The sequence below is a fragment of the Ruegeria sp. BJ6 genome, from assembly GCF_056537885.1.
This window is the reverse complement of the sequence record NZ_JBQFSG010000008.1, coordinates 206174-222283: the sequence shown is the minus strand read 5'-3', so window position 1 is coordinate 222283 and position 16110 is coordinate 206174. Positions and strand designations below refer to the sequence as shown.

The window sequence follows — 16110 nt, the reverse complement described above, 5'->3', positions numbered from 1 at the left end:
AGACCTGTTCGCTGCAGTCCCGGAACTCACCGAAAAACTCGGTTGAGTTGGAACAGAGATTTTTCGACGAAAAATCCTGCAAGGCTCGCCAAATGGCGGGCCTTTTTTTATTCGACCTCCAGCACGGCGCGATAGAGGTCTTCGGCAATTCGCTGATGCATCGCGAGGCCCAGCATGTGTTCGGCAAGCGGCTGTTGCCTCCCTTTTGGTCCCCTTTTATGTTTGGCGATGAACGTGGCTAGAACTCTACCTTTGGTTCAGTGGCTGTCATCTTTTCCATTTCTTCAAAAGACGTTACCTCTACGTCGAAAATGGTTCCGTCGTAGTCGTATAGGCGTACACGAACACTTTCTATATGCCCATCGGCTGCTCTGCCCCTATTTCCAGTGTTGAAGGTCACACCGTAGTCTAGGTCGTGCACGTCGTGAAACTTACGAGTAGATCTTTCCGCATAGTTGAAATCCATACCTTCGAAGCACTCAAGGGAACGGTTTTGTTGTGTGACTTCCCCAGTTCCCTTTCTGACGTGAAAACCAAGTCTGTCCGGGTCGCTGCAACTGGCTTTTTCGAAACCAAACTTCTTTAGCAGTGCACTTTTTGTCGAATGGTATGAGGGGTAGCCAGTGTCCTCACTAAATCTTTGCGAGTAGTCAACGCCGCGCACACTTTTTTCACCGTTCGAACCGGTGACTGTGACGATGACACTCTTGCCGTCTTTGAAGTAAGGAAAACTAGCTGCATATGGCACATATTGACCTTTGCCACCGGTGACTATTTCGATCTTGTGGACATCTGCAACTCTGTTGCGAACCCTGTCACTGAACACACTGTCGCTTTTTGATTGGTGTTTGAAACCATTTGCTAGCAGGATTTTGTCTGCTTCTTCGTAGCTCATACCAAGCGTAACGTCTGCCAAACTTGGACCTGATGGAGGTATCTCCACCGGATCTTCCAGTGACGCTTCGTGAATTTCTCTCAAAGCATCGTCGTAGTCATACAGAGAGGTGGTCAAACTATCGACATGACCATCAGGAGCTTCACGGTCGTTAGTCGGTATCAACGTCAGGGCGTAATCCAAGGCGCTGAGATCCTGATCCCCTAAATTGAATTCTCCAAGTTTGTTGAAACTCATGCCCACCAGACAGTCTCTTGTGGGTTCGAGCTTAACCGCTTTACCAGTTTCTTTGCTGATATGAATGCCAAGCCATCCGTCTTGATTTGAGCAGCTTTCGTCGCTGACGGCATACTTATTCATAAAGTCAGCCTTCGCGTCTTCGTACGAAGGATAGCCCGTGTCTTTGTAAAAAAACTGTATGTAGTCGATAGCGCGGACACTTTTCTCACCACTAGCGCCCGTGACAGCAATTGAGACGTACCCATTAGGGTATTCGTAGTTGAATGATACTGCTACAGGTACGTGCTTCGTTACACCTTCGGAAAAGACTTCTATCTCATGAATCTTTGCGTTCCGCCCTCGAACCCAGTCGGTAAAATGGGAAAATGTTTGTGGAGACCGACTGAACCCATTTGCCTTTAGAATTCGATCAGCTTCTTCATAGCTCATACCAAGAGAAACGCCTACCAGACTTGGTTGTTCTGCATCGGCAAGGGTGGGCGCACTACTGATCGCGCACAAGGCCACAATGGCCAGGTACTTTGAAAACTTCACGTTTTTCTCCATGATAGAAATCTGCTCATGGTTGAGGATTAGGCGTCAACGGCACTAAGATCAATTGTCGTCCAGATGTGATTTTGTAAACAATAACGGGTGTTTGTAGAATAGGTGAGTTCGCGAAAAAATTGAAGCCATAAAGGTACCCAAACGACGCGTTGCCAATACCAAGATACTCAGACACTTGAGCGGCATAACTATTCGGGTGCTGTCAAATTCGAGGGCGGCAGCAACGTCCTCCGCCCCCGACTTCGCGGATATTCCGGTGTTACGGCTGTCTATTCTCAAGACGAATAGTGCGGCATCTCCACATCCAGTCGGCGACGAACAGCCAGCCACTCCAGCTCACCTTCGTAGCCGTACCAGTCGCTGACAGCCATGTCAGATAGGTGGCGCTGGATTTCCCGTTCAGGAATTTCCCGAATAGTGGCCCCGCCAGCTGCAGACTTTTGCACCTCCAACTGTACCGCGCAGGCCTGATCCAAATAGAACGACCGGAAGAACGTCTCTCCAGCTGTCGAACCAAACACAAAAGCGCCGTGCCAAGCCTCGATGATCGCCTTTTTGCCGGTGCCCGCATTCAGCAGGCCGGTAAGAAAATCATCAGTGCATTCGAACTCGTAGTCGGTATAGCCCAGAACATCCCCACCACCGATCATCAAGTAGGCCTGGCTGAGCGGTTGCAGACCCTCTTTCTGAGCGGACACCCCCATGATCGCTTTGGTGTGAATATGCATGATGCAGTTCATGTCTGGATTAGCTTCGAAAAACAGTTTGCCGATCTCGGTGGCGGATGGGTTCGGTTCGCCATTCTCTGGGTTGTGGTTCACGCGATCAAAACCGACCTTGATAAGGTTTGATGCCGCGACCTCTTCGTGCATCCAACCATAATGGTGCGTCAGAAGAGCATCCTCACCTGGAACCCGGATAGCGTGCCACTGGTTGGTCAAGTCCGTCAGGCGATATTTCACAAGAGCGTTGTATATGGCTGCAAGTTCGCAACGTGCTTCCCATTCGGCATCACTGCAATTGGCCGGTCGTTGTCCGCTGGGTTTAGGGGTCATGATGTTCATTGGCGTCTCCTCTGTTTCCGAAAAGACTACAGGAGAACAGCGTGTATTTTTGTCTTGAAGTGCCCAATTTTGTGCGGGAAGTTCCCTGAATGCTGAATGTTTCCATTGTGCTGTTCCCGGAGTTTCAGATGCTGGCCTATGTATTGGCCACAGAAACACTGCGCCTCGCAAACAAATGTGCAGGGAAAGAAATTATCCGGTGGCAAACCCGCACAGCAACAAACGCGGCAGTCCAGGCGTCAAACGGTGCGTTGGTCGCCCCTGATACAATCGAGTGGTTGAATGAACCCAAAGCTGATCTGGTGCTGCTATGCGCCGGATATCAACCTCTGGTGCATTTAACGCCACGAGTGCGTGCCTATACCGCGCGGGCCGCGACGACAAACTGCGTCATTTCAGGTGTTGATACCGGTACGGTCATTCTGGCTGAGCTTGGTTTGTTGAATGACCGTCAGGCAGTGTTGCACTACGAAGCTGAAACTGAGTTTAAAGAACGTTGGCCAAACGTTGATATTGTTGATCGTATTTTCTGCTTGGACAGAAATCGATTGACCGCTGCGGGTGGCACCGCCACCGGTGACGCCGTTTTGGCTTGGATATCGCGCGACATAAATGAAGATCTGGCATTGGCCGTGGCGACCGGAATGATCCACGGCATGCCACGAAGCGGGGACACGCCTCAACGTGCAACCAGCACGTCCGATCCGCTGCTTATGCAGATGCATCAGTTAATGGCGGACAACATATCATCTCCACTGTCGATCAAAGACATATGTACACGCCTGCAGCTGTCGCCAAAGCGGCTTCGGCGCCGATGTTTCGACTTTTATGGGCTGACCCCATCAGCCTACTACCGCAAATGTCGGCTAGAGGTGGCACATCAACTGCTGGTCAATTCTTCGCAATCAATAACGGACTTAGCCATAAGTTGCGGTTTTGAATCTCTATCTAGTTTTTCGCGCGCAATAAGTGGGCATTATGGACAAACACCCAAAATGATCAGAAACCAGACCTTGAGGCCAAGATCCTAGATAGCCGTTTGTTGCGTGACCTGTGAATTCGTTCGCCGACTGATTTTGTGCGCGCAGTGCATGACAGGTCCGGCGGGTCGCGCCGCAACATAGAGAAGATATTTGAAGGTCCGGAATGGGACGCATCATCCGTGAGAAAGAAGTCTGACAACAGGCTCGACTCTGCATCGGAACCACCACAGGCTCGTTTGTTTCCGATTGCACGGATGTCCCAGTTGGTCACTCAACGTCATTGACGGAATTTATTGCAATCCGTACGCTCACGTTGAAGTAGAAAAACTTTGTTGCTGGAATAGATGAAATCATGGTTTCAAATCAATTCGTTAATAGTAACACCCGTGCTTTTTTAAGTGAACTTAGAAATAATATCGTTGACCACCAAACTTTCTTTGAAGGCGAGATTGTGAGCCTGACCTATGGTGACCTTTTTCGCAAATGTGACCTGCTTTGTGCCTTCTTTAAACGACAAGGCCTTTTACCGGGTGACCGCATCGCGATCGCTCTCGAAGATGACGTCTGTTCGGTTGTTACTTTCGTGTCCAGCATGTGGTTCGGCCTGGAATTGTGTATGATCGATCCGGATGCGCCCATTCCGGAATGTCAAAAAACACTCGAACTCCTGAAACCTGATCACCTGCTGTTGAGCCCAATATGCCGATCAAATTGGGCGTTCTTGGACGAGGGAACTAACCGGCACCAGTCTCTTATTACAATTGACGACCACCTTTTCCATACTTTGTCGCGCGAATTAGGCGCGACAAATAGATTTGAACCGGCGGACCGATCGTTCGAAGACCCTTTGATGATCGTTCTTACCTCGGGAACGACCGGCAACCCCAAAGGGGTTGTTCTGTCTTACAAAGCCATACTCACGCAAAGCATGAACATGGGCGCTGGAATTGACTTTGGTCCCGGTAGCCGGATTCTGAATCTCTTCCGGCTAAGCCAGATCGGGTCGGTCGTGAATGGCATATTGCTTGCGCTGCTTCATGGCGGGACTCTGGTCAGACCGTTTCAAAAGTTTGATTTAAGTAAAAGCCGACAACTGCTTTCGCGGATCGTAGCACACCCAGTCAGCCATTTTATCTTTGTTCCAAGTCTGATCTCGTGCCTGTTTCGTGACAGAGAAGCATTTGAAAAAGCATTCGCTGTTCCTGATTTCAGGTTTTTCGTCACAACAGCGGCACCGATATCTGATGATCTCTGGCAACAGATCGAAACACAGACAGGGAAGGTCGTAATCAACACCTTCGGATCAAGCGAAGTCAACAATGTGACTTTCACCTCGCGGAACATTGCCGACGAGCGAATTGGCACCATAGGCAGCCTTCTGGATGCCGAATGTAAAGTCGTTGGAGAAACCGGAGATGAAGTTTCGCCCGGTGAAACGGGTGAACTTTGGATTCGTTCCGAAACACGGATGACCGCCTATCTGAATGCCCCTGAGTTGACTGAATGTGTACTGGTCGATGGTTGGGTCAAGACAGGTGACCTTGCCTATCTGTCGGGGGAAAATCTGGTCTACGTCGGGCGAAGCGTGGAAAGTATCATCAGCGGCGGGCACACCATATTTCCGAATGAAATAAACAATTTAATTCTAAGTCATCCCGATGTTGCAGACGCTTACACTTTTGGGAAATCTCATCCTGAATGGGGAGAACTTGTTGCCGCCTGTATTGTGCCGGTCTCTACGGATCTTACGGCACCCACAATCAGTAGCTTTCTGAGAGAAAGGCTATCGATGCACAAAATTCCGCGGAAAATCGTGTTTGTCGACAGAATTCCGCTCAACGATCGAGGGAAGGTAAGACTCCAGGAAATACAGAAGCTGGTGCCCTGAAGGGTACCTGCCAGAATGCGCCTCACGTGCTCGGCAAGCCTTGAGGATTTTTGGCAACTGATAGTGATTGGATCAGTAAAACGGAGGCGAATATTTTTTGAGCCTCAAAATCTAAATAAGAAAATCGGGTTAACGCAATGAACATTCACGACACAAATACCGAAATCAAAAACCTGTTCGGCATCGTCGATGCAAAGGCGAAAAAGCCGTTTCTCATCGCACCGGATTCGCTTTCTTATAAAGAAGTGACCGAAGAAGTCGGCTTGGTCATGCGGCTTTTCGAAAAAAGCGGATTGAAGAAGGGCGACGTGATCGTTTTGTGCGTCGAGAATGACGCGGATCTCGTGGTATTCTTCCTAGCTGCATTCCGCTACGGGCTTGTGACCTCGATCCTGACGCCTGAAAACACCAGCGTTGAAGCACAGGCTTTGGTGCAGCACATAAAACCGCAAGCTGTCGTTTGTACGAATGAAATACTCGATCGTTGGAAGTCGCAATCGGTCCTTGATGGGTCAGACCTGATGCTGGCCTTGGGTGTGACCAAGCGGAAAACATCAACTCGCGAGCGTTTTCGGTCTTTGTTTTCTACATCCAAGACGGGTGATGTGGACGCTGACACTTATCCTGCAATCGTCAGCAATCTCTCTCCTCTTGATGCACCTTCGGATGAGCCGGAGTTGTCGGATTTTTCAATGCTGGTGTTTACTTCAGGCAGTACCGGTACGCCGAAAGTCGTCAGGCTCACATACGCGGCGGTGATTGAACAAGCCAGAATAATGGGCACTCAGCTTAGTTTGACCAAGGATTCGGTGATGCTAAGTCTGATCCCTTTTACATCGCTTGGTGCGGCAGCAAGTGGTGCGCTGCTGTCATTCATGAATGGCTCCACCCTTGTACGCCCGGTGCGTAAATTCTCGAACCAGAGCATACCCGACATATTGGACACGATTTACAGCAAACGGGTTTCACACTTCTTCCTATCGCCCGCGATGATGCAGTTGTTGCTACGCTATGGAGACAACCTGAAAGAGACATTTGATACAGAAGATTTCAGATTCTTCCTGTCAATGTCGGCAATGCTTCCTAAAAAGCTGTGGGAAACCTTTGAGGAGAAGACCGGAAAGGAAGTCGTGAATTCCTACGGTTTGTCCGAAGCCAACAACCTGACCTTCACCGGTCCCGGGTCAGATCATCGGGACACAAACAGTGTTGGAAAAATCCTGGGGTCACAGTGGAAAATTCTGAATGACGACGACGACGAAGTAGAGCCGGGAGAAATCGGAGAGCTTGTCGTTTCCGGCCCCACGGTCATGCATGACTATTTGCACAACAGCGACGAGACCGACAAAAGCCTTGCCGACGGTTGGTTCAGGACCGGTGACCTGGCCCGACATGATGGCGACGGAAACATCTTTATCGCTGGCCGTATCAAGGACGTTATTATTGTTGGCGGCAACAACGTCTACCCGGAAGAGGTCGACGATAATATCCGGCTGCACCCACTTGTAGTGGATACATGTACATTCGGCGTCGAAGACAGCCTTATGGGCGAAATTGCCGTCAGTTGCGTGGTGCGAGAAGACGAAAGCTTGGATGCCGCTGCGCTTGTCTCACACCTGAGCGATCGCATTTCACCCGTCAAAATCCCTGCCAGAGTGGTCTTTGTCGACGAAATCCCAATATCCGAACGCGGCAAGGCGGATCGCAATCAGCTGAGGTCATTAATTAACCACGAGCTTGAAAACAACAAAGGGGCTGACAGCTCGTCCCTTGAGGATCAGGTCATCGCTGTCGCCGCTGAAACATTCATGATCGAAAGCAGCAAGCTGGAAGCGTCCAGCAACTACTCCAACACCCTGGGTTGGGACTCGCTTGGACATGTCATGTTTGTCGAAGCACTTGGTGCCAAATTCGATATCACCATTGAGCCCATTGACGTCTTGAAAATTCACACGATCTCCGACGCGGTTGAATTGATCGAAGCAAAGTTGGCCGGGTGAAAAGAATGCGCACCAAAGCCAGAAAGCTGCTCTTGACGTCGGCAACGATCGGAATGCTCGTAAGCACGGCCTATTTCTATGACAACAGCAAGCCGGTGCTGGACTACATGGAGTATCTGCCCGTCTATCGCGTCGAACAACTGTGGGAAAGAAAACAACAACAGGACGCCCCGACTGGGACTCCTTTTCTACAGGCTGTTGCGCAGCAGAAATGATCCCATTCACAAGAAAAACCATTCCAACAAGGTGGATTACAATGTCACACGCTCTACCAATTGCCGAAGCCTATGATCATCCGAGCGCGTGGGACACAACCACGATCCGGACGGAAGATGACATTGCATGTTACTTGAGCGAGCAGCAGGTAGAAGCACTGCTCACTGCACTGGATCATGCGCGTCGCTCGGGCAAAAAGGTGGAGGACATTACGCGCGAGGATTTTCCACTCAGTGGTATAGAAAAGTCCCTTCAACAGTGGATTTGGGATCTGCATGAAGGCCGTGGACTGTTCCTTTTGCGTGGTCTTTCGATACAGGACCTGACAACCGAAGATTGCGCACTTCTTTATTGGGGGTTTGGCTCCCATTTTGGCATAGCGCAACCCCAGAGCGTCGCCGGCGACAGGTTGGGTTATGTTCGGGATGAAAGTGGCAAAAACAGGCACTCTCGCGGCTACCAAAAACGATCCGAGCTTTCCATGCATACGGATACTACGGATATCCTTGCCATGATGAGTATCGTTCAGGCCAAGAAAGGTGGGCTTAGCGGGTGCACAAGCGGACCGGCGATATACAACTATCTTCTGGAGAATGAACCCGACGTACTGGAAACGCTTTGCAATGGGTTCCACTACCCGGTCTTCGGCCTCAGAAAACCTGGCAGTCCATTGGTCACTGAAGAGAAATATCCGATCTTCACTATGGCAGAAGGATATTTAAGTCTCAGCTACCTCAGAGCTCACATCGATATGGCATTTGGTGGCTTGGAACGTGATGCGACTCCTGCCGAAGAACACGCACTCAACACCTTTGAAGCACTGACCAAGGACCCTCGGTTCTGTTTGCGGTTCAACATGAAGCCGGGCGAAATTCTGTTCATGAATAACTACGTTCTGCTGCATGACAGAACTGAATTCGAAGACGACGAAGATCCCGAAAAACGCCGTCTGCTATTTCGTCTATGGCTTGATGCGTTCGACAAGAGGCCACTGAACCGTCTGGCCTCGCCTTACATCAAGAACTGAGGCTACTTGTGAACTGAACGCGTCATGAGAAAACTCACGCTGACCTCTCAGGGGTCAGCGAAGGAACGACACGCCGATCATCACGTAGTTGAACGTAAACAGGGATGAAAACACCCACCAGGCTTTGGCAATGATTGGATTGCCGTTGACGAGGAATGACCTGATGCGGGTTTCCTTGAAATAATGATAAAGATTGATCCCGATACCATTATAAAGCCCCCACATAACCGCATTGATTGTAAAACCGTGCCAAACCCCGATTGTGGACATTGACAACAACAACGCCAGTCGGGGGGCATTGGTGTACGAAACTATCGGCAAATAGATATAGCTTCGAACCCAACCTGTAAGGCTCATGTGCCAGTTCTTCCAAAACTCAACGATGTTTGGCCGAAACAATGGGAAATTGAAGTTCTCGCAAATCTTGTAGCCGATAAGCAGCCCGACACCGATTGCAAGGTTCGAATACCCTGCAAACTGGTAATAGACGTTCAAACCAAACTCGATGCTTTCAAAGTAAAACCGCGTCAGAGAAGCATCATCTGTGTTATTCAAAATCCAAGCGTCAAAGTACTGGCTTATTACAATGTCGCTCACGACGACCACCTGAAAGCCACCCAGCGCAATCCGATCAATTCCAGCCCTGATATTCTTGGTGTCAAACCGCTGGCGGCGCGTTGACTTCATGTAGTCTTCAAACCGGTAGATTGGCCCTACAATGATGATTGGGAAGAAAAACAGGTAGCTGTAGTAGTTTACGAAGCTGTGTTTTGGGAGCTGTCCCTTGAAGTGTTCAAACCAATAGTGGATCAACCTCAACGAATAAAACGCCATCCCGGTCATGAAAACTAAGTCATAGTGATCACTGGTCCGGAAGATCACTCGGGCAGTCTCGTGTGCGGCAAAAGGAAGGATGAGGAGTGCAAGCCCCAACAAAAGCACGGGTGTGGATCGATGGTTGATTTTTGTAAGTGCAAAAGTCAGCAGACCAATCGCAAGCAGCACCAAGTAGGAAACCCAATCCAAAGTTAGCAGAATTAGGGTCGATATGAGTGCGAGGTAAATCTGCTTGCCTTGTGATGGTGTCAACCAGTAGAACAGAACAATTGCCGACAGGATTGCAGCGTAGAAAGTTAGGTTTCCCGGCTCCAGAACATTCAAAAATAAAAAATTAAAACCTTCGGTCATGTTCTTTCGCGGTCAACCTGTCAATAAAAAAAATTGGAGTTTAAATAAACTCTAGCGTGCATGTTTCACAGTATTTTCACCAGTGCGCAAGTTTAATCTCTCTGCCTACGTCGTGTTGACAAATGGCGCAGCCAAAGGCGGTTTGCCAAGCAAGATCGTTATCGGCAAAAGCGGTGCCAACACAGCTGGCATCAAGGCTATTAACAAGATGCCGAGGGGCTTTGGTTGCCCAACGGGCAGGATAATCGGCTCACTAACCCCACCGATGCTGCCACCAAATAAAGTTTTGACCGAACCCGGGCAGGCTATTTCTGTGCGCCGGCGAACTCTGCCAGCAAGCTGTTGAATTCCTCGGCTCGTTCTATATTGACCAGATGGCCGGTCCCGGAAAACTGATGCCATTTGGCGTCCGGCAGTGTTCTCCGGAGAAAGGCATTAGTTTCGCCAACCAGATAATAGTCCTCGTCTCCGGTCACCAAAAGCACCGGCTTGCTAAACGCCTTCAACCGTTTCTGTTCATCAAACAACGACCGCCGGTTCCAGTGCAGTGTCGACAGCACATGAACCGCACCTTCCGGAGATTGGCCACGCAGGTTCTTGGCATAGGTTGCCCAGCCTTGCGGATCGTTTTTCTGAAAACTCTGATAGGCTGGATCTGCTTCCAGAACCGCGACTGCGCCGTCACCTCCCCGGTGTTCGCGAAGCCGGATTTCGTGGCCGACCCAGTCTTGCCGATATCGTATTTGCTCGGCCTCATCGCGGGGGCCTGAGCTGTTGCCGACGAGAGTTAGGCTTGTGACGCGGTCATGGTATTTCAGCGCAAAATCGAGGCTGGTGAAACTGCCCATTGAGGTACCGACCAGATGCGCTTGCTCGATCCCGAGGTGATCCATCAGGGCCAGAAGGTCGCTGGTGGATTGGGCCTGGCCGAATCGACTGCGGTCATTGGGGACGTCGGAAGGCAAAAAGCCACGCGCGCAATAGGTGATGCAGCGGAAGGATTGAGACAGAGCCGGAACCTGCCGGTGCCAACTACGTTGATCTCCGCCAAATTCATGAACGAACACGATCGGGGAGCCTGTTCCTGTTTCCTCGTAATAGAGGGTGATGCCGTCAGCGGTCTGAAATTCAGGCATGTTCTGTTTCCTGCTGGTGTCTTGGAAGAAAGCGCCCGGACGGGGTCAGCGCATCAATGCTGCAATGGTGGCGGCGTCGTAGCCAAGTTCGGTCAGAACTTCCGAGGTGTGCTGTCCCAGCTCTGGCGCCGGGCTTTCCTGCAATTCGCGGTCCGCTATGGGGTTGCGCGCAAACTGCATAATGCGCCCGGATGCTCCTGCCTCGACGTTCGAAAATGCGGTGTATTCTTTGGCAATCGGGCTGTCGGCAATGGTCTGGATGGTCTCGACCACCGAGCAGGGAATGGCATTGTCTACAAGGATTTCCATCCAATATGCCGACGGATGCTGTTTTAGATGCGTGCCCAGAACCTCATCCAGCGCATCGCGGTTGGCAAGCCGCGCCTCATCGCCCTGAAACCGCAGGTCGTCCAGAAGCGCGGTGTAACCGATTGCCTCGCAAAAGCGCGGCCAGTCCTTTTCGCTGCCCAGACCAATTACAATGTCCCGGTCGGCAGTTGGATAGGGCTCAAAAGGTGTCATCGACGGGTGGCGCGAGCCGATCGGCCCTGGCACGATGCCGGCGTTGAGATAGCGGGCAAAAGCGTTCTCCAGACACACCCACTGACAGGCCAGCATGGAGACATCCAAATGGCTGGTTTCGTCCGCCCCCTTGGCGTCGCGTTCATAAAGCCGTTGAAGGATGCCGATGGTTGTGAACAGGGCCGCAGCGATATCGCCCACGGAAAAACCGACCCGGGTCGGATCGCCATCCAGCTCTCCGTTGATGCTCATCATACCGCTCATCGCCTGCACCACGATGTCATAGGCTGGGCGGTGCGACAGGCTGCCGGTCTGACCGAAGCCGCTGATCGAGGCAGAAATTAGTTTCGGATTGATCCGCTTTAGATCGGCATCGCTGCAGCCCAGCCTATCGCGCACGCCAGGGCGCATGTTCTCGACAAAAACATCCGCCGTGGCCAGCAGGCGGTGCAGGGCCTCCTTGCCCTGCTCGGTCTTCAGATCCAGCGTCACTGACCGTTTGTTGCGGTTCAGCGAAGCGAAATAGAGGCTGATGCCGTCCTCGAACGGCGGTGTGCCCCGGGCCAGATCGCCACCCGGGTTTTCGACCTTGATCACGTCGGCGCCAAGGCTGGCCAGCAGCCAGGTGCAAAACGGGCCGGACAAGACCGAGGTCATGTCGACAACGCGGATGCCTTTCATTGCGAACCCCTCCTCAGCATGGCTTTGAGTGTTTTCAGATGTGCTCCGTCTGCCGCCAATGCGGTGTCGCAGAGGCTGCGGCAGGTTTCCGTCAGGATGTCCCGTTGCACCAGCCGGTCTACCAATCCCCAGGCGGCGGCCTCATCTGCGCTCACAACATTGCCACCCAGCAAGATTGCAGCACTACGGCCCGGACCGGTCAGCGCCTGCAATTTATCCACATCGTACTGCCCCGGCATAACGTTGTTTTTGAGAACAGGATAGGCAAAGCGAGCCTCGGGCACACAGACCCGGATGTCGCAGCCAAGCGCCAGCGTCAGGCCACCACCGATGCTAGGCCCATTGATGGCGGCCAGAGTAAGTACCGGTACGGCTCGCAATGCTTCGGCCATTTCGCCCCACGGATCGGGGCCGTCCAAATCGTCATAAAGCGTGTTCAGGTCAGCACCCGCACAAAACACTCGTCCTCCCGCGCCGGTAATAATTACCGCGCGAAGCTCCGAGTCCCCGACGGTCGCGCGAAAAATATCCCTCAGTGCAACCAGCATATCCTTCGTTAGCGAATTGGCCTTATCCGGTCGGTTTATCGTGACTGTCAGGCAAGCACCTTCGCGCTGGGTTCGGATCAGGCTGGTTCCGCTCATGTCCGGAACTCCGGCACCGTGCGCTCCAGCATCCGGATCAGTGAGGGCCATTGTAACTGGCCATGTGGTCCGCTTTCTGGCGCACCCCAATCGTGCAGCGCTGCCATTGCCTCCTCGGTGATTTCTATGGGCCGGTCGGTGGCACCCAGAATATCCACCTGAATTTTGCAGGCCATCTCAAGGTAGTAGTGATAAATGAAAGCCTCGGCCGCTGTCCGTCCAACCGCCAATAGCCCGTGGTTCTGCAAAAGCATGGCAAAGTTGCTGCCCAGATCGCGCGCCAGCAGCGCGCCTTCATCCTCCACTGCGGTTGAATCCTGATAGGGATGGCTCGACAGGGTGCCCAGTACGAACCCCGCATGTTGCGACAGGGGCTGCAAACCCTCAGGCATGGCTGAAACGGCCACACCGGCCCGAGTGTGGCTGTGGATCACAAAGTTCACATCTGGCCGCGCATTTAGAATGCCGGAATGAATGATATGACCGGCCAGATTGACGATCTTGCCGCTTCCCGGATGATCATCCACAGCCTCTCCGCCAAAGGACATGCGGGTGAGGTTTGATGCCGTGATCTCATCGAACATCAGATCGTGCGAGTTCAGCAAGTAGTGTTCGGGATCTTGCGGCAGACGCGCCGAAATGTGTGTGGAGGTCAGATCGGTCCAGCCATAGTGATGCGACAACCGGTAAAGTGCGGCCAAGTCATGCCGGATCTGTTCTGTGCCTGTGGAATCATGAGGCGCGTTCAGCATTCCGGTTCTCCCAATGCATCCCGATAGAGATTGTGGAAATGGCGCAATCCGACTTCGCTCATCGCGCCGCAGCCATCGCCGATGACATAGGGGCCGGGTTCAAATGCGCGACTTTGCATGCCCTTCTGGATCTTCGAGACCACGACCTCATCTTCGGCACCGGTGGTCTCTCGGTGTTTGACCATCAGAGCTCGGACTTCTTCATCCGAAATCGCGCCGCTGGAAAACCAGCGGTAGCGGTAGATGGTTCGGTTCCAGGCTACTGGCAGCCATTGTCGGATAGTGAAATAGCCACCCGGGTAACAGCACATCGAAACGTTGGGCCAAATCCAGTAAGCACCGTAGTCACCCGCACGTGGGCTGGCCTTCAGATCGTAGTCGTATTGTTTTTCGTTTTTTGTCTGGGCCTTCCCGTCGTGCCAGATGGTCATGCCCCGTGGCACAGTGGTGTAGCCCTCCATATCCAGAACACCGTGGGTCAATGAACTCGCGTGCACCGTCGGGCAATGGTAGCATTCATTGTAGTTTTCGACCGACAGCTTCCAGTTGGACTTGTGCTCGATCTCGGTTTCGCAGACGAACCGCAACTTTTCGGGGTCAGAATGAAAGCTGAGCAGGTTTTCCCTGTATTCCTCCAGTGCCGGGCCCATCGGCGATGCATCTTCGTCCAGATTGGCAAAGACAAAACCGCAGAAGACCTCGACCCGGATCGTGCGAAGATTGATCTGGTCGCACGTCAGCCCATCGCTTTCCACCGATCCCGGCGCGCGGCGCAGCTTGCCGTTAATCTCATAGGTCCAGGCGTGGTAGGGGCAGACGAGCACCCGCTTGCCCTTGCCTTCACCCTCTACCAGTGGATGCCCGCGATGGCGGCAGATGTTGTAATAGCCCTTGATGCTGTCATCCGGGGCGCGGATGACAAAAATATCCTCGTCGACGATGGTAAAGGTCTTGAAATCGCCCGGCTCTGCAATTTCCGACACATGGCAAACGCATTGCCAGCTGCGAAAGAATATCTTTTCTTTGTCGGTCTCAAAGCAATCCGGCTCGACATAGTACCGCGCTGCCAATGGCGTATCTCGTGACATTTGCCCTCCGCTTCTTACTGATGCCTTGCTGGTTCCGCCAGTTCGATTTCGTACCGCTGAGCCGCAGCCTGCCTTGCTCTAGATGTGATGAATAGATAAAAAGTTTTTATACCTAGGGTAATTTCAGGTTGGTCTACTTATGCCGGACCCGTCCAATCAGACACCGCTCGGCGCAGTCCGTGTCTTCACCGTTGCTGCACAATTCGGAAACTTCAAACGCGCTGCGGCCGAGTTGGGCGTGACACCCACGGCTGTCAGTTCACAGGTCAAGTCGCTTGAAGCCTATCTCGGCTGCACGTTGTTTGACCGCAACGCCCAGTCGGTCACGTTGAACCAAGCAGGACAGCAGTTCGCCGAAGCCTGTGACGCCATCTTTGCGAGGCTCGACAAGGCGGTGATTGACGTGCGTCAAACCGCTGGCCGCACGTCAATCACTGTTGGGGTGGGTGCCCTGATCGGTTCGCAATGGCTGTCCAAACGCCTGTTCAGTTTCTGGCAGCGTTTCCCCGATACCGGCCTGCATCTGCAGTATTCGCCCGGCGGAGTTGAGTTTTCGGACGGCCAGACAGACATGATGCTGGCGTGGGGCGACGGGCGCTGGCCCGGACTGATCTCCGAGCCCTTGCTGCGTTTCAAAACGTCGCCTGTGCTCGCCCACTCGCTGTTGGCGAGCAATCCAGCCGTGAACAATCCGGGGGATCTGTTGAACCTGCCGCTGTTGCACTGGAAGGATCAATTCGACTGGCTGGAATGGTTCGATTCAATGGGCGTTGAAACCGGTGGCCATCTGCCCGGCGTCGTCATCGACGACTCCAGTGTCCTGCTCCGCGCCGTTCTGTCGGGCCAAGGGGTATCGCTCGGGCTGCTTCCTCTCATCGAAAGTGAATTGCGGTCCGGCCATCTTATTCGACCTTTCAAAAAGGACTTCGCGCCGTCACGGTCCTATCATCTGGTCTACCCGCCGGACGCTATGGACCAGCCGCAACTGAAAGCTTTCCGAGATTGGGTAGTCGAAGAAGCCGGCCAGAGCCACCGTTAGAACATATCCCTTAAAGACGGAAATGGGCGCTACGGGCACGCAATGGATCGTCCTATTCGTGCGATACAGGTTTGCTTCCAAGATGTTGATCTGGCTCTGAGCCCATTGTGCCTTTTATTGCTCTGGGAAGGAGCAGTAGCAAAATGTCGAAAGCAAACTTTGCAGAGTGGGGTCGTCGGCCTAAGACCACTTTTCAACCGC

Annotated in this window: 15 protein-coding genes and 1 pseudogene; 8 read left to right on the top strand and 8 right to left on the bottom strand. The window is 52.5% G+C overall.

What is annotated here, in order from left to right; genetic code table 11:
* A partial coding sequence (locus tag ACR0D6_RS16795) for a hypothetical protein (protein WP_480766349.1) occupies nt 1-242 on the top strand: 242 nt, incomplete at its 5' end.
* Here ACR0D6_RS16795 and ACR0D6_RS16790 read toward each other — a convergent pair.
* Nucleotides 239-1669, bottom strand: coding sequence for a hypothetical protein (locus ACR0D6_RS16790; RefSeq protein WP_480766348.1), 1431 nt, complete (start codon nt 1667-1669; stop codon nt 239-241). The genes ACR0D6_RS16795 and ACR0D6_RS16790 overlap by 4 nt on opposite strands.
* Before the next feature lie 287 nt (nt 1670-1956).
* On the bottom strand, nt 1957-2745 hold the full coding sequence (locus tag ACR0D6_RS16785) for a class II aldolase/adducin family protein (RefSeq protein WP_480766347.1): 789 nt from the start codon (nt 2743-2745) through the stop codon (nt 1957-1959).
* Nucleotides 2746-2834: 89 nt separating this feature from the next.
* Between ACR0D6_RS16785 and ACR0D6_RS16780 the strand changes: the two genes are divergently transcribed.
* The 5 genes from ACR0D6_RS16780 to ACR0D6_RS16760 all read left to right on the top strand — a co-directional run bounded on the left by ACR0D6_RS16780 (nt 2835) and on the right by ACR0D6_RS16760 (nt 8859).
* On the top strand, nt 2835-3776 hold the full coding sequence (locus ACR0D6_RS16780; RefSeq protein ID WP_480766346.1) for a GlxA family transcriptional regulator: 942 nt from the start codon (nt 2835-2837) through the stop codon (nt 3774-3776).
* 304 nt (nt 3777-4080) lie between these two features.
* Entirely contained in the window at nt 4081-5616 is a 1536-nt protein-coding gene (locus tag ACR0D6_RS16775; protein ID WP_480766345.1) for a class I adenylate-forming enzyme family protein, read from the top strand.
* A gap of 137 nt (nt 5617-5753) precedes the next feature.
* Nucleotides 5754-7616 carry an AMP-binding protein gene (locus ACR0D6_RS16770; protein WP_480766344.1) on the top strand — a complete coding sequence of 621 codons (1863 nt, stop codon included), beginning with the start codon at nt 5754-5756 and terminating at the stop codon, nt 7614-7616.
* Nucleotides 7617-7621: 5 nt separating this feature from the next.
* On the top strand, nt 7622-7831 hold the full coding sequence (locus ACR0D6_RS16765) for a hypothetical protein (protein WP_480766343.1): 210 nt from the start codon (nt 7622-7624) through the stop codon (nt 7829-7831).
* A gap of 134 nt (nt 7832-7965) precedes the next feature.
* A complete protein-coding gene (locus ACR0D6_RS16760; protein WP_480766342.1) occupies nt 7966-8859 on the top strand; it encodes a TauD/TfdA family dioxygenase in 894 nt (297 codons plus the stop codon).
* 54 nt (nt 8860-8913) lie between these two features.
* On the opposite strand, the gene ACR0D6_RS16755 is transcribed toward ACR0D6_RS16760, so the two are convergent.
* Entirely contained in the window at nt 8914-10047 is a 1134-nt protein-coding gene (locus tag ACR0D6_RS16755; protein WP_480766341.1) for an MBOAT family O-acyltransferase, read from the bottom strand.
* Between the two features lie 139 nt (nt 10048-10186).
* Here ACR0D6_RS16755 and ACR0D6_RS16750 point away from each other — a divergent pair.
* Nucleotides 10187-10279: pseudogene (locus tag ACR0D6_RS16750) on the top strand (IS6 family transposase); the annotation flags it as partial.
* Between the two features lie 73 nt (nt 10280-10352).
* Here the strand turns inward: ACR0D6_RS16750 and ACR0D6_RS16745 are convergent.
* The 5 genes from ACR0D6_RS16745 to ACR0D6_RS16725 are packed head-to-tail and all read right to left on the bottom strand — an operon-like array spanning nt 10353 to nt 14870.
* Nucleotides 10353-11183, bottom strand: a complete 831-nt coding sequence (locus ACR0D6_RS16745) for an alpha/beta fold hydrolase (protein ID WP_480766340.1) — start codon at nt 11181-11183, stop codon at nt 10353-10355.
* Nucleotides 11184-11228: 45 nt separating this feature from the next.
* Nucleotides 11229-12386: a CaiB/BaiF CoA transferase family protein gene (locus ACR0D6_RS16740; RefSeq protein WP_480766339.1), complete on the bottom strand. Its 1158-nt coding sequence runs from the start codon at nt 12384-12386 to the stop codon at nt 11229-11231.
* A complete protein-coding gene (locus tag ACR0D6_RS16735; protein WP_480766338.1) occupies nt 12383-13030 on the bottom strand; it encodes an enoyl-CoA hydratase/isomerase family protein in 648 nt (215 codons plus the stop codon). The genes ACR0D6_RS16740 and ACR0D6_RS16735 overlap by 4 nt, the downstream gene beginning before the upstream one ends.
* Nucleotides 13027-13782, bottom strand: coding sequence for a class II aldolase/adducin family protein (locus tag ACR0D6_RS16730; RefSeq protein WP_480766337.1), 756 nt, complete (start codon nt 13780-13782; stop codon nt 13027-13029). The genes ACR0D6_RS16735 and ACR0D6_RS16730 overlap by 4 nt, the downstream gene beginning before the upstream one ends.
* Nucleotides 13776-14870, bottom strand: coding sequence for an aromatic ring-hydroxylating oxygenase subunit alpha (locus ACR0D6_RS16725; RefSeq protein WP_480766336.1), 1095 nt, complete (start codon nt 14868-14870; stop codon nt 13776-13778). The genes ACR0D6_RS16730 and ACR0D6_RS16725 overlap by 7 nt, the downstream gene beginning before the upstream one ends.
* A 139-nt stretch (nt 14871-15009) precedes the next feature.
* Here ACR0D6_RS16725 and ACR0D6_RS16720 point away from each other — a divergent pair, with 139 nt between their 5' ends.
* Nucleotides 15010-15909, top strand: a complete 900-nt coding sequence (locus ACR0D6_RS16720; RefSeq protein ID WP_480766335.1) for a LysR substrate-binding domain-containing protein — start codon at nt 15010-15012, stop codon at nt 15907-15909.
* Nucleotides 15910-16110 lie beyond the last annotated feature (201 nt).

What these genes read in the sequence shown, in the direction of transcription:
- ACR0D6_RS16745 (WP_480766340.1), bottom strand. Translation starts at nt 11,183, where the DNA reads ATGCCTGAATTTCAGACCGCTGACGGCATCACCCTCTATTACGAGGAA.
- ACR0D6_RS16725 (WP_480766336.1), bottom strand. Translation starts at nt 14,870, where the DNA reads ATGTCACGAGATACGCCATTGGCAGCGCGGTACTATGTCGAGCCGGAT.
- ACR0D6_RS16720 (WP_480766335.1), top strand. Translation starts at nt 15,010, where the DNA reads ATGCCGGACCCGTCCAATCAGACACCGCTCGGCGCAGTCCGTGTCTTC.
- ACR0D6_RS16770 (WP_480766344.1), top strand. Translation starts at nt 5,754, where the DNA reads ATGAACATTCACGACACAAATACCGAAATCAAAAACCTGTTCGGCATC.
- ACR0D6_RS16755 (WP_480766341.1), bottom strand. Translation starts at nt 10,047, where the DNA reads ATGACCGAAGGTTTTAATTTTTTATTTTTGAATGTTCTGGAGCCGGGA.
- ACR0D6_RS16785 (WP_480766347.1), bottom strand. Translation starts at nt 2,745, where the DNA reads ATGAACATCATGACCCCTAAACCCAGCGGACAACGACCGGCCAATTGC.
- ACR0D6_RS16730 (WP_480766337.1), bottom strand. Translation starts at nt 13,782, where the DNA reads ATGCTGAACGCGCCTCATGATTCCACAGGCACAGAACAGATCCGGCAT.
- ACR0D6_RS16765 (WP_480766343.1), top strand. Translation starts at nt 7,622, where the DNA reads ATGCGCACCAAAGCCAGAAAGCTGCTCTTGACGTCGGCAACGATCGGA.
- ACR0D6_RS16740 (WP_480766339.1), bottom strand. Translation starts at nt 12,386, where the DNA reads ATGAAAGGCATCCGCGTTGTCGACATGACCTCGGTCTTGTCCGGCCCG.
- ACR0D6_RS16735 (WP_480766338.1), bottom strand. Translation starts at nt 13,030, where the DNA reads ATGAGCGGAACCAGCCTGATCCGAACCCAGCGCGAAGGTGCTTGCCTG.
- ACR0D6_RS16780 (WP_480766346.1), top strand. Translation starts at nt 2,835, where the DNA reads ATGCTGAATGTTTCCATTGTGCTGTTCCCGGAGTTTCAGATGCTGGCC.
- ACR0D6_RS16775 (WP_480766345.1), top strand. Translation starts at nt 4,081, where the DNA reads ATGGTTTCAAATCAATTCGTTAATAGTAACACCCGTGCTTTTTTAAGT.